Annotated in this window: 9 protein-coding genes; 7 read left to right on the forward strand and 2 right to left on the reverse strand. The window is 67.6% G+C overall.

Annotation, left to right across the window (positions count from 1 at the left end):
• Nucleotides 1–196 precede the first annotated feature (196 nt).
• Nucleotides 197–2,527 carry an NAD-dependent DNA ligase LigA gene (gene ligA, locus ACP69V_RS05870; protein ID WP_426023044.1) on the reverse strand — a complete coding sequence of 777 codons (2,331 nt, stop codon included), beginning with the start codon at nucleotides 2,525–2,527 and terminating at the stop codon, nucleotides 197–199.
• Between the two features lie 101 nt (nucleotides 2,528–2,628).
• Between ligA and ACP69V_RS05875 the strand changes: the two genes are divergently transcribed.
• Nucleotides 2,629–3,588 carry a M28 family peptidase gene (locus ACP69V_RS05875; RefSeq protein WP_426023045.1) on the forward strand — a complete coding sequence of 320 codons (960 nt, stop codon included), beginning with the start codon at nucleotides 2,629–2,631 and terminating at the stop codon, nucleotides 3,586–3,588.
• On the forward strand, nucleotides 3,588–4,091 hold the full coding sequence (locus tag ACP69V_RS05880; protein WP_426023046.1) for a hypothetical protein: 504 nt from the start codon (nucleotides 3,588–3,590) through the stop codon (nucleotides 4,089–4,091). The genes ACP69V_RS05875 and ACP69V_RS05880 overlap by 1 nt, the downstream gene beginning before the upstream one ends.
• Here the strand turns inward: ACP69V_RS05880 and ACP69V_RS05885 are convergent, their stop codons facing one another.
• Complete coding sequence (locus ACP69V_RS05885; RefSeq protein ID WP_426023047.1) at nucleotides 4,092–4,277, reverse strand: hypothetical protein; 186 nt, start codon at nucleotides 4,275–4,277, stop codon at nucleotides 4,092–4,094.
• Between the two features lie 127 nt (nucleotides 4,278–4,404).
• Between ACP69V_RS05885 and ACP69V_RS05890 the strand changes: the two genes are divergently transcribed.
• The 5 genes from ACP69V_RS05890 (at nucleotide 4,405) to gspD (ending at nucleotide 12,733) form a co-directional block, all read left to right on the forward strand.
• Nucleotides 4,405–5,067, forward strand: coding sequence for a sugar transferase (locus tag ACP69V_RS05890; RefSeq protein ID WP_426023048.1), 663 nt, complete (start codon nucleotides 4,405–4,407; stop codon nucleotides 5,065–5,067).
• A 238-nt stretch (nucleotides 5,068–5,305) separates the two neighbouring features.
• Nucleotides 5,306–6,820, forward strand: a complete 1,515-nt coding sequence (locus ACP69V_RS05895; protein ID WP_426023049.1) for a hypothetical protein — start codon at nucleotides 5,306–5,308, stop codon at nucleotides 6,818–6,820.
• Between the two features lie 75 nt (nucleotides 6,821–6,895).
• Complete coding sequence (locus ACP69V_RS05900) at nucleotides 6,896–9,553, forward strand: TonB-dependent receptor domain-containing protein (RefSeq protein ID WP_426023050.1); 2,658 nt, start codon at nucleotides 6,896–6,898, stop codon at nucleotides 9,551–9,553.
• A gap of 190 nt (nucleotides 9,554–9,743) precedes the next feature.
• Nucleotides 9,744–10,589 carry a type II secretion system protein N gene (locus tag ACP69V_RS05905; RefSeq protein WP_426023051.1) on the forward strand — a complete coding sequence of 282 codons (846 nt, stop codon included), beginning with the start codon at nucleotides 9,744–9,746 and terminating at the stop codon, nucleotides 10,587–10,589.
• Entirely contained in the window at nucleotides 10,586–12,733 is a 2,148-nt protein-coding gene (gene gspD, locus ACP69V_RS05910) for a type II secretion system secretin GspD (RefSeq protein WP_426023052.1), read from the forward strand. Before ACP69V_RS05905 ends, gspD begins: the two co-directional genes overlap by 4 nt.
• The last annotated feature ends 3 nt before the right edge of the window (nucleotides 12,734–12,736 follow it).

The following is a 12,736-nucleotide window of genomic DNA, read 5'->3' on the forward strand; positions in this document are numbered from 1 at the left end:
AGCAGTGCACTTTCGTGCACTTTTCGGCCTCCGAAACCGGTGCGTCAGGGATGTTGGGTGGCGATGTCAAAGACCTGGACGAGATTATAAGCCCGTTCGAGAGCCTGCTGGGTTTGCGGCGTGATAAATCTTCAAGCCGCTGATCCTGCGACGGTTTTTAAGCCGAAATAGGATGGCTGGCGCTTTCCCCGCCGTTTCAGCCGATCAGGGCCAGCCATTCGTCTTCGGTCAGGACCTGGACGCCGTGCTTCTCGGCGTCCTTCAGCTTGGAGCCGGCGCCGGGGCCGGCGACGAGGTAGTCGGTCTTTTTGGAGACGGAGCCCGAGACCTTGGCGCCCAGGCTTTCCGCGCGGGCCTTGGCCTCGTCGCGGGTGAAGCGTTCGAGGGCGCCGGTGAAGACGACGGTCTTGCCGGCGACGGCGGTGTCGGACTTGGGCCGTTCGGCGTCGAGGATTTCGGTCAGTTCGGCCTCAAGCGCGGCGACGACCTGAAGATTGTGGGGCTCGTGGAAGAAGTGGGCCAGGGCCAGGGCGGCGACGGGACCGACGCCGGTGACGCCGGCGATCTGGTTCAGGATTTCCGACGGGCCTTCCTCGCGCGCCACGCGGGCCAGTTCGACCAGGCCGGACCAGTCGTCGACCATCGTGGCCAGAGACCGGCGGGCGGGGGCGGCCATGCCGGGGAAGGCGTGGCTGATCTTCATATCCATCGTGGCGTCGGGCCAGGGATCGGCGGCGGGGGGCGTCGCCTCGGCCATCAGCGCCAGGACGCGGGGCGATATGGCGTGGGCGGCGGCGAGGGCGGTCCAGGCGTCGGACGGCACGCCCGAGGCGGCCTGGAGACAGGCGGCCTTCAGCGCGGACCAGTTCTCGAAGGCGCGGGCCAGGACGATGGAGGTCTGTTCGCCGATGTCGCGCACGCCCAGGCCGAACAGGAAGCGGTCCAGGGAGATGATACGGCGGGCGTCGATGCCGGCGACCAGATTGCGGATGCTGGTCTCGCCATAGCCGTCGTCGCGCTCCAGTTCCTTCAGTCGGGCTTCGTCGCGGGCGAGGCGGAAGATGTCGGCCGGCTCCTTGATCCAGCCGCGCGCGTTGAAGGCGACCAGCTGTTTCTCGCCCAGGCCCTCGATGTCGAAGGCGCGGCGGCCGACGAAATGTTTGAGCCGTTCGACGATCTGGGCGTCGCAAATCAGACCGCCGGTGCAGCGGCGCTTGACCTCGTCGCCCTCGCGCACCGCCTCGGAACCGCAGACCGGGCATTTGTCGGGGAAGACATAGGGGACGGCGTCGGCGGGCCGCAGCTCTGGGACGACGCCCAGGATCTGGGGGATGACGTCCCCGGCGCGTTGCAGGCGGACGGTGTCGCCGATGCGGACGTCCAGACGTTCGATCTCGTCTTCATTATGCAGGGTGGCGTTGCGGACCACGACGCCGCCGACCGTGACGGGGTGGAGCCGGGCGACGGGGGTCAGGGAGCCGGTGCGGCCGACCTGGATGTCGATGCCTTCCAGCACTGTGGTCGCCTGTTGGGCGGGGAATTTGTGGGCGATGGCCCAGCGGGGGCTGCGGGCGACGAAGCCCAGGCGGCGCTGCCAGTCCAGGCGGTCAACCTTGTAGACCACGCCGTCGATGTCATAGCCCAGGGTCGCGCGGTCGCGTTCCAGTTCGCGATAGACGGCGATCAGCCCTTCCGCGCCCTCGACCCGGCGCGAGCGGGCGTTGACGGGGAAGCCCCAGGCCTTGAGCTTTTGCAGGGCCTGCCACTGGGTCTCGGCGAAGTCGCTGGAATGTTCGCCCCAGGCGTAGGCGAAGAAGTTCAGCGGGCGTTTGCCCGTGATCCGGGCGTCCTTCTGGCGCAGGGAGCCGGCGGCGAAGTTGCGGGGATTTGCGTAGGTGCGGCGGCCCTCGGCTTCCGCTGCGGCGTTGAAGGCGGCGAAGGCGTCGTTGGGGGCGTAGACCTCGCCCCGGATCTCGATGCGGTCGGGCCAGTCGTCGCCGGCTAAAGTCTGTTTCACATCGGCGATGGTGTTCAGATTGGCGGTGACGTCTTCGCCCGCACGCCCGTCGCCGCGTGTGGCGCCGATGGTCAGCTTGCCGTTCACATAGAGGAGATTGGCGGACAGGCCGTCGATCTTGGGTTCGGCGACGAAGGCGATGGGCTCGTCGGCGGGCAGTTTCAGGAAGCGGGCGATACGGGCGACGAAGTCGCGCACCTCGCCCTCGTCGAAGGCATTGTCCAAGGACAGCATGGGCACGCCGTGACGGACCTCGGCGAACTGGGTGGAGGCGGCGGCGCCGACCTTGTTAGACGGGGAATCCGGACGGATCAGGTCGGGGAAGGCGGTCTCGATCGCCAGGTTGCGGGCGCGCAGGACGTCGTAGTCGGCGTCGGAAATCTCGGGCGTCGCCTCGGCGTAGAGGGCGTCGTGGCGGGCCATTTCGTCGGCCAGCCAGGCCAGCTCCTCGGCCGCCGCGTCCGGCGTCAGGGCGTCGATGGAAACGGGTGAGGGAATCGTCGGGGCCATGAGGACCGTCTTATCATCTGCGGCGGCGCCTGCATGACAGAACCGTATGCTGACGGCCGGGGGAAGGGACGCTAGGCTGACGACCCAGCCTCGGAGCCTGCATGAATCGATCGCCTTTTCCTATCCTCCTGACCGCCGCCCTGGTGCTGAGCGGTTGTGTCGCCGCCCCCGCCGCTCCGGTCGCGCCGACGCCCGCCGCAGCGGTGGAGACGGGCCCGAGCCAACTGCTGGAGGACGTTCGCATCCTGTCGGCGGACGACATGGAGGGGCGCGACACCGGATCGCCGGGCGGCGAGCGGGCGCGGGCCTATATCGTGTCCCGGCTGGAGGCGATCGGGGTGCAGGCGCCGCCGTTCGGACGGCTGCAGCCGTTTCAGGCCTCGGGTCGGACGGCCGAGGGGGTGAAGGCCTTCAGCGGGGTCAATATCGTCGGGCTGATCCCCGGGGCGCGGGTTCCGGACCGCTATATCGTCGTGACGGCGCATTACGATCATGTCGGCGTCAGCGGCGGCCAGATCTACAACGGCGCGGACGACAACGCCTCGGGCGTGGCGACGATGCTGGAGATGGCGAGGCGGCTGAAGGCGGACCCGCCCGAACACAGCGTGCTGATCGTCGCCCTGGACGGCGAGGAGCGGGGGCTGCTGGGGGCGCGCGAGTTCGTGCGGGCGCCGCCGGTGCCGCTGTCGTCCATCAGCCTGAACCTGAACTTCGACATGACGGCGCGGGCCGAGACGGACGGTCATCTGTGGGTCACGGGGACCTATCAGCAGCCGCAGTTGCGCCCCATTTTGGAGGCCGTCGCGCCGCAGGGGCCGGTCTCGTTCGCCTTCGGCAAGGACACGCCGCAGGATACGGGCGAGAACAACTGGGTCGATGCGTCCGACCACGGCGCCTTCCACGAGGCGGGCGTGCCGTTCCTCTATATGGGCGTGGACTACCACCCCGACTATCACCGCCCCAGCGACGACTTCGAGCGGATCACCCCCGCCGTCTTCACCAGCGCGACCGAGATCGCCATCGCCGGGTTCCGGGCGCTGGACAGGGCGATGGACCGGTGATGCGTCGGCTGGCGGCGGCGCTGTCGCTCTGCGTCCTGGCGCTGGGGGCGTGTGAAAGGCGGGAGGCGAGGGCGCCCGCACCGGCAAGCCCGCCCCCTGCGGCCGCGGCGTTCAGCCACCGGCTGAGCGGGGACGTCTCCGGCGAATATCGCTCGGCGCCCGATGCGGAGGGCGGAACGGCGTCGCTGTTCATCGGGCAGGCGGCGGCCTTCGCCAGATGGGAAGCGGGAGATCGCAAGGCGCCGCCGCTGCTTCTGACGCTGACCGGGCCGGGCGGGGAGGCGCGGATCACGCCCGAGGCCTATGTCGTCACCGACGATGCGGTGCAGATGAGGGGCGCGACGCCTGACGGCGGAGTGGTCCAGTTTCAGGCGCGTCTCGACCAGGGCGCGCTGGCCACGGCGCGGCGAAACCTGGGGGACCAGACGCCCGTCCTGACCGGGACGGTGATGGTGGAGGGACGGCGCACGGCCGTCAGCCTGAGCCGATGGGGCGGCGACTGATCAAAGCGCCAGGCGGACCAGCAGATAGACCCCGCCGGCGATCGTGGCCCACAGCAGAAGGCTGAGCCCCACCAGCAGGCTGACGGAGCGTTTTCCCGACCAGCGGGGCTCTGTGGAGGATCGCTTCAGACGCACGTCCGCCGGAGAGGCGAGACGGCGCGACGGGCGGGAGGGTTTGGCGGACACGATACAACCTATGATAGCGAATACGGCGCCGGTCAAGAAGTGTGGTCTTGCGTGTTCAGGACGTAAACGCATGACGAGTTGCCAAGATTGCAACCTTGAGAAATAGTCCGCCGGGGAGGGCGGACCGATGGCGATGGCGGAGGCCGCTGGGCGGCGGCAGGCGCGGGTGCGTGCGAATACGTCCCGACGCGGGGGCGACCAGGCCCGGCTGATCCGCGCGCTCGACATCGTCGTCTCGCTGGCCGCGATCCTGTTCTTTCTTCCGCTGATGGTTGTGACGGCCCTGGCGATCCGGGGGCAGGATGGCGGGCCGGCCTTGTTTCGGCAGGCGCGGCTGGGGCGGGGCGGGGTGCTGTTCGACTGCCTGAAGTTCAGGTCGATGGCCGTCGACGCCGAGGCCCGCCTGCCCGATCTGGTGGACGAGGAATGGGCGGCGACGCGCAAGTTCAGGCGCGACGCCCGCGTGACCCGGCTGGGGCGCGTGCTGCGGCTGTCCAGCCTTGATGAGCTGCCCCAACTGATCAACGTCCTGAGGGGGGAGATGTGCCTGGTCGGGCCGCGTCCGATCGTGCTGGACGAGGCGAAACTGTATGGACGACGGCTGCAAGCCTATTGCGCGGTGCGGCCCGGTCTGACGGGTCTGTGGCAGATTTCCGGCCGCAACGACGTGGCTTATTGCCGTCGTGTGGCCATGGATGTCTGGCTGGTCAGAAACGCCTCGGTCCGCGTCTACCTTATGATCCTGGCCCGGACGATTCCCGCCGTCTTGAGCCGAAGAGGCGCCTGTTAGGACGAGATCGTCGTTATCGTCGGCAGGCGGATCGGTTTTCGCAAAAGCGCCGTTGATCATCCGCAAAACCTCCGTCGAACCTTCATCATCCAGCGCATGCGCCGTCACACGGCGTCCCTAATGACTGTAGCCGGGCAGGAGGGGCGATCACGTCGATGCGGCCGGGCATGAGCTCGGACGTCCCCTGCCGTAGCTCTTTGACCAGACACACGGTGGACTGACGATGACCGGCCTTCAGATGAAAACCCTGCTCGTGGCATGCGCCAGCGCGCTCGCCCTCGCCGCCTGCGGCTCCGCCGAAGTGGCCTCGCCTGGAGAAGGCGATTTCGGCAACGGCGGCAACAATGGCGGCGGCGGCGGCCCGACCACCCCCGCACCTGGCACACCTGCCGCCGACTGCCCCACCGGCCTGTCGAACGTCGGCACCATCGCCAACAACAGCCTGCGCGTCTGCCAGCTGCCGCAACAGATCCTGGGCAATCTGACCCTCGCCGTTCGCGCCGGCACCATCTATTCGATCACCGGCCGCACCGAAGTCGGCACCGACCGTGGCATCGACCCGGCGTCGACGACGGGCACGCAGGGCATCCTGACCATCGAACCGGGCGTCAAGGTGTTCGCTTCCGGCGGCGGCGACTATCTGATCGTCAACCGCGGTTCGCAGATCTTCGCCGAAGGCACCGCGACCAACCCCATCATCTTCACCAGCCGTCAGAACATCGAGGGCACGACCACCGAGTCCTCGCAGGGCCAGTGGGGCGGTATCGTCCTGACCGGCCGCGCGCCGCAGGCCAACTGCCAGCTGACGGCTCCCGTCACCTGCACCGGACAGGTCGAAGGCACCAACGCCTTCTACGGCGGCAACACGCCCGCCGATAACTCGGGCCGCCTGCGTTACGTCCAGATCAAATATTCGGGCTTCGAGATCTCGACCGGCAACGAGCTTCAGGCTCTGACCCTCGCCGGCGTCGGCTCCGGCACGACCCTGGAATACATCCAGTCGTACAACAGCTCTGACGACGGCATCGAGATCTTCGGCGGTAACGCCAACCTCAAGCATATCGTCATCAACGGCGCCGACGACGACGGTCTGGACACCGACACCGGCTGGCGCGGTGGCGCCCAGTTCGGCATCGTGACCCAGCGTGCGCCGAACTCGACCAGCCGCTCAGCGGCCTTCGAGTTCTCGTCCGCCCCCGCTTCGACGGCCTACGCCTCGCGCTACCTGTCGCAGCCCAGGATCGCCAACTGGACCCTGGTCGGTCGTAATTCTTCGATCGACGCGCACACGGTCATGCACTTCGACACCGGCACCAATCCGAACCTGATCAACATCGTCGCCACCTCGACGGCGGGTTCAGTCGCCGGCTGCTTCGACATCGCCGATGTCGATACCCAGACAAGCTTCGACAGCGGTTCGACGCCGTCGCTGCGTTCGATCTACATGTCCTGCTCGGTCTCCTACCGTCCGGCGAACGTCGCGCGCTCGACGGCTGTGTTCACCAACGCCCGCAACACCAATGTGACCGCTGCGGGCACGTCGACCCTGACAGCCCCGGCCTCGGGCACGACCCTGACTAACCAGAACCTGGCCTTCATCAACGGCGCCAACGAAACCGCCGTGACGGCGATCGATGCGAAGGCGGTCTACCCGTTCTTCGACACCACCACCTACATCGGCGCCGTGCGTAACGCGTCCGACACCTGGTGGCAGGGCTGGACCTGCGGCCTGACCGCCGGCTCCACCTGCTGACGATGACAGCGCCGGCGGCGACCATGGGGTCGCCGCCGGTTCTTCGCGTTTCCCGATCCCTTCAAGGCGCAGACCATGAATAGACTTACTCTGACCCTGAGCGGGGTCCTTCTCGCCAGCAGCGCAATGATCGCGCCCAGCCTGGCGTTCGCCCAAACCGCCGCCCAGCCGACCGCCCCCACGGCCCAAACGCCCGCCGAACAGATCGAGCAGCAGCCGGCCGAGGTCAGCGAGATCGTCGTCCTGGGTCGCTATATTCCCGAACCCAACCGCGAAAGCTCCGAGGTTGCGGCCTTCCTGACGTCCGAGGACCTGGAACGGACCGGCGACAGCAACGCCGCCGCCGCCCTGACCCGCGTCACGGGCCTGTCGATCGTCGAAGGCCGCTTCATCTATGTGCGAGGCCTGGGCGAGCGCTATTCATCGGCCCTGCTGAACGGTTCGCCGCTGCCCAGCCCCGAGCCGCTGCAACGCGTCGTGCCGCTGGACCTGTTCCCCTCCAGCATCCTGGCCGGCGTGACGGTCCAGAAGACCTATTCGCCCAACTTCCCCGGCGAGTTCGGCGGCGGCGTCATCGACCTGCGCACCATCGACGCGCCGACTGAACCCTTCTTCAACATGAAGCTTTCGTTGGCCGGCAACACCGAATCGACCGGCAAGGACAACCTGATCTACTACGGCTCACGCACCGACTTTACAGGGTTCGATGACGACACCCGCGAAGTGCCTGGCGCGATCGGCATCGCCTTTGCGCAGGGCAAGCAGATCAATACCGCCAACTTCTCGGCCGACCAACTCCAGACCATGGGGCAGTCGCTGGTCAACGCGCCTCTACGTCTGTTGCAGCGTGAAAAGACGCCGATCGACGGCGGCGTGGAACTGGCCGGCGGTTTCTCGCAACAAACCGGCCTGGGCACCCTGGGTGTCGTGGCTGTCGCGGGATATGACAACAGCTGGCATGCCCGGAATGGCGTGCAGGAGGAGGGGCAGTTCCAGGGCGACGTGCTGGTGCCGGTCTCCACCTATGCGGTTGAATCGAACCAGAACGACATTCGCCTGAACTTCCTCGGCGGCCTGTCGCTGTCGAACGAGAACCATGAGGTGAAGTGGACCAACTTCTACGTCCGCAACACGTCCAAGGAAGCTCGCACGGTCGCCGGACCGGACTTCGACGCCGGCGGCGGCGTGATCCGCAACGACTATACCGAATGGTTCGTTCGCCAGCTGTTCAGCAGCCAACTGGCCGGCGAACACCACTTCATGGACGGCTCCCTGGAAGTCGATTGGCGCGCGGCCTACGCCAAGACGTCGCGCGACGCTCCCTATGAATCGCGCTTCCAGTACGGCGTCGATGCGGACGGCGATTTCATCCACAACGTCCAGGGCAATCTGATCTCGTTCAGCGAACTGGACGACGACATCGTCTCGGGCGGCGTCGATGTGGCCTACACCCTGCCGCTGTCGTCGGCGCGTGAAGCCATTATCAGCGCCGGCGTCGCCTCGCTGGACAACAACCGCGAAGCCTCGCGTCACGACCTTCAGTTCGAGGCGGTCAACGGTTTGACGGACGATCAGCGCCACTCGCGGATCGACTATCTGTTCTCGGACTACAACATCAACCCAAACACCCTGCAGCTGCGTGAGATCGCCGGCAGCAACGGCGCCAGCGCCTATGACGCCGAGTTGCAGGTCAACGCCGCCTACGCCATGGTCGATGCGGAAATCATTCCGTTGGTCCGCACCACGGTCGGCGTTCGCTTCGAGGACGGTCAGCAGAGCGTCACGCCGCGCGATCTGTTCGGCGGCGCGTCGAGTTTCGAGGCCACCGAGATCGACGAACAGTATTGGCTGCCGTCGTTCACCGCGACCTGGAACTTCGCCGAGGATCAGCAACTGCGTTTCGGCGCATCGAAGACGATCGGTCGGCCGCAGTTCCGCGAACTGGCGCCTCAGGCCTATACCGACCCGGAAAGCGACCGCATCTTCATCGGCAACCCCTATCTGGTGGACACCGAACTGCTGAACCTGGATGCGCGGTACGAATGGTATTTCGCCCGCCAGCAGTTCATCACGGCCGGCGTCTTCTACAAGGATCTGGATAAGCCGGTTGAATCCGTCATCGTCGACGTCGGCAACCAGCGTCAGCAATCCTTCCTGAACGCGCCCAAGGCCACCATCATGGGCGCCGAGGTCGAGGTGAAGAAGTATTTCGAGTTCCCCGACCAGGGCATGTCCTTCATCGCCAACAAGCGCTGGCTGGTGCAGGCCAACTATACCTATTCGGACTCCGATGTTGAGGTCGGCGAGGACGACACCGTCCTGACGCTGGGCGGCGCCGGCGCGCCCGAGCAGGCGTCGTTCTTCATCCAGGACGGCAGCCGTCTCCAGGGCCAGTCGGAACACGTCGCCAACCTGCAACTGGGCTGGGAAGACGACACCGCCCGGTCGCAGGCGACGATCATCGTCAACTACGTCAGCGATCGCATCACGGCACGTGGTGCAGGCGTCGGCAGCGGCCGTGAACCGGACTTCATCCAGGAGCCCGGCGTCTTCCTAGACTTCGTCTATCGCAAGGACTTCACCGTCATGGCCCGCGACATGGGCTTCGCCCTGGAGCTGCGGAACCTGCTGGGGACCGAGTTCGACGAATATCAGGAGCTTGGAAACAAGATCCGGGTCAACAACTACGACCTGGGCCAGAGCGCCTCGGTCAGCCTGACAGCCCGCTTCTGATCCAGAAACAGGCTGCGACCTTGCGACCGGGAGGCTTCGGCTTCCCGGTCGTTTTCGTTTCAGGATCATCCGTATGGACCGTGACTGTCACGAGATGTTCTTGGTGTCTTCACACTCTGGTGCGGCCCGCATACGGACGATTAGTCTAAGTCGCGTCACGGCCGTTGGAGGCCGTGACGAGCATGGCGCCGTGATCGCTGCTTTCCGCAATTTCAGTTTGACGTCGGCGGCCGAAACGGCCCGTCGCCTGCCGCTGCGCCGGATCGTCGAATCGATCCTGATCCTGCTGCTGCTAATCCAGGGCGGGCGGTTGGTCTGGATATTCGTCGCGCCGCATGCGGCGCCCGAGCAGATGGCCGCTGCGGCGGCGACTCGGCCCGTGGACACGAACATTCTCTCGCGGTTCGACGCCTTCTTCCGCACGGGCGGGCAGGGAGCGCTCGCCGGCGCTTCGGGCACGGAATCCAGCCAGATGCGCCTGTTCGGCGTGCGTTCGGGAGGCGTAGGCAGCGGATCGGCCATTATCGGTCTGGCCGACGGCCGCCAGGTCTCCGTCGGCGTCGGCGAGGAGGTGGAGCCGGGGCTGGTGCTTCAGGCGGTCGGCCCCGACTTCGTCACCCTGGCGCGCGGCCAGTCGCTCAGCCGCCTCGAATTCACCGACACTCCCGTCGGCGCCGCCGCGCCGCCGCCGCCGCCCTCGACGCCCCAGGTCGTGGCGCCGCCCAGCCCTGCGCCGGCCTCGGCCCAGGGCGCGGTCGTCGATCCCCAGCGGTTGATGGCCCAGGCGTCGTTGCGTCCCCGCATCCAGGGTCTGGGCGTCAACGGCTTCACCGTATCCTCGGCCGGCAATGCATCCGAGTTGCGCAGCGCGGGGCTCCAGTCCGGCGACGTCATCCTGTCGGTCAACGGCGTGGCGCTGAACAGCCCCCAGGCCATCGGCGCCCTGCGCGGCCAGCTGGCCAGCGCGCCCGCCGCCGAAATCCAGTACGAGCGCGCCGGAGAGACGCGCACCACCACCATAAGGACGCGTCCATGACCGCCTCTCTGCGCAACCGCCTGATGCGATCCGGCGTCGGCGCGCTCGCCGCCGTGCTGGTCCTGCAAGGCCCGCTGTCGGCCGTGCCGGTCGCCGCCCAGGAAGCGCGCCAGACGCTGAACGTCCAGGGCGCCGACATTCGGGCCTTCATCCAGGACGTGGCCCGCACGACGGGGCGCACCTTCATCGTCGATCCGGCGGTGACCGGCACGGTGACGGTGACCAGCGACCGGCCGCTGGGCCGGACCCAACTGTTCGAAGTCTTCCTGTCGACCCTGCGGGCCAACGGCCTGGTCGTCACGCCGACCCAGTCGGGCGCCTATCGCATCAGCCCGGCCCAGGGCGCGGCGCAAGGGCCGTCCACCGTGGGTGTGGAGCGGTTCTCGACCGAGGTGTTCCAGCTTCGCAACATCGACGCGGCCTCGGCGGCCGAAACCATCCGGCCCCTGGTCGGGGCCCAGGGGCAGGTGCTGGCCAACCCCGGCGCCAACAGCGTGGTGGTGGCGGATTTCGCCGACAACCTGGCGCGGGTCCGGTCGCTGATCTCGCGGATCGACGTGGATCGGTCCAGCTATGAGGTCGTGTCGCTGGAGAACGCCTCGGCGCGCGAGATCGCAGGCGTGCTGCAACAGGTGATGTCGGCGCCGGGCGCCGGCGGGCAGGGCATGGTCACGGTCACGCCGGTCGAGAGCTCCAACTCCATCGTCCTGCGCGGCGACGGCCAGGCGCTGACCCGCGTGCGGGGGCTGATCCACGATCTGGATGGCCGGTCGCGCGCCAGCCAGGACGTCAATGTCATCTTCCTGGAACACGCCAGCGCCGAGCAGCTGTTGCCGGTGCTGCAGCAGGTCGTCGGTCAGCCCGTCAGCGCATCGACGGAGGGGACGCAGCGGCTGCGGACCCCGCCGACCGGCGCCACGAACGGCGGGTCCGGCGGTCTGTCGCGCACAGCGTCCAGCCTGGGCGGCGCGGACGCCGACACCGGCGCCATCGGCTCTTCCACGGTCACGGCGACGGGCCAGCGCGCCACCATTGCCCGTTTCCCCGGCGCCAACGCCCTGGTCATCTCGGGGCCGGCGGACATGCAGCGGACGCTGGCCGATGTGATCCGTCGCCTGGACGTGCGTCGCCAGCAGGTGCTGATCGAGGCCATCGTGGTCGAGCTGAGCGACAATGCAGTGCGCGAGCTGGGCGTCCAGTGGCTGTACGGCGGTGAGAACGGCGTGGGCCTGACCAACTATTCCAACCGCGCCTCGCCCCTGGTCCCGCTGGCCGGCGGCGCCGCGGCGGGCCAGCTGGACCCGGACGATCCGTTGCGCGAACAGCTTCAGAGCCTGGCGCTGAACAGCCTGCTGGGCGCCAACGGTTTCGTCGGCGGGGGCGGGGGCAAGATCGGCAACGGCCTGTTCGGCTTCATCATCAATGCGGCCAAGACCGATGAAGGCTCCAACCTGCTCCAGACGCCGTCGATCATGACGTTGGACAATGAAGAGGCGACCTTCCTGGTCGGGCAGGAGGTGCCGATCACGACGGGCCAGACGCTGCTGGACGGAAACTCCAACCCCTTCACCACGACCGACCGCAAGGACATCGGCGTGCGGTTGACGGTCAAGCCCCAGATCAACGCGGGCGGCTCGATCACCCTGACCCTGCGCCAGGAGGTGTCGGCCATCAACGGCGTACTGACCAACGGCGCCTCGGACCTGGTGCTGGACAAGCGCGAGCTGGAGACGACGCTGGTTGTGGATGACGGCGACATCGCCGTCGCGGGCGGTCTGCTGGACCAGAACGACCGGCTGGCCACCGACAAGGTGCCGGGGCTGGGCGACATTCCGGGCGTCGGCGTGTTGTTCCGCTCGACCAGCCGACAGCGGGGGCGGACCAATCTGATGGTCTTCCTGCGCCCCACCATCATCCGCACCCCTGCCGAGGCGCAAGGCCTGGCGGCCGACCGCTGGGGCTATATGCGCGCCCAGCAGCAGTCGGTTCAGCCGGATCGCGAGCCCAGCCTGGACGCCCTGGTGCGGGACTATATGCGCACCCAGCCGCCGGCGGCTCCGGCCGTGGGCGAGCCGCTGGTGATCGCGCCGACCGCCCCCATCGCGCCGATCGACGTCGCGCCCCTGCCGTCTGCGGGGAGCTGACCC

The sequence above is a fragment of the Brevundimonas sp. PWP3-1b1 genome (genome assembly GCF_049896065.1).
GTDB lineage: Bacteria > Pseudomonadota > Alphaproteobacteria > Caulobacterales > Caulobacteraceae > Brevundimonas > Brevundimonas intermedia_B.

What these genes read in the sequence shown, in the direction of transcription:
- ligA (WP_426023044.1), bottom strand. Translation starts at nt 2,527, where the DNA reads ATGGCCCCGACGATTCCCTCACCCGTTTCCATCGACGCCCTGACGCCG.
- ACP69V_RS05875 (WP_426023045.1), top strand. Translation starts at nt 2,629, where the DNA reads ATGAATCGATCGCCTTTTCCTATCCTCCTGACCGCCGCCCTGGTGCTG.
- ACP69V_RS05880 (WP_426023046.1), top strand. Translation starts at nt 3,588, where the DNA reads ATGCGTCGGCTGGCGGCGGCGCTGTCGCTCTGCGTCCTGGCGCTGGGG.
- ACP69V_RS05890 (WP_426023048.1), top strand. Translation starts at nt 4,405, where the DNA reads ATGGCGATGGCGGAGGCCGCTGGGCGGCGGCAGGCGCGGGTGCGTGCG.
- ACP69V_RS05895 (WP_426023049.1), top strand. Translation starts at nt 5,306, where the DNA reads ATGAAAACCCTGCTCGTGGCATGCGCCAGCGCGCTCGCCCTCGCCGCC.
- ACP69V_RS05900 (WP_426023050.1), top strand. Translation starts at nt 6,896, where the DNA reads ATGAATAGACTTACTCTGACCCTGAGCGGGGTCCTTCTCGCCAGCAGC.
- gspD (WP_426023052.1), top strand. Translation starts at nt 10,586, where the DNA reads ATGACCGCCTCTCTGCGCAACCGCCTGATGCGATCCGGCGTCGGCGCG.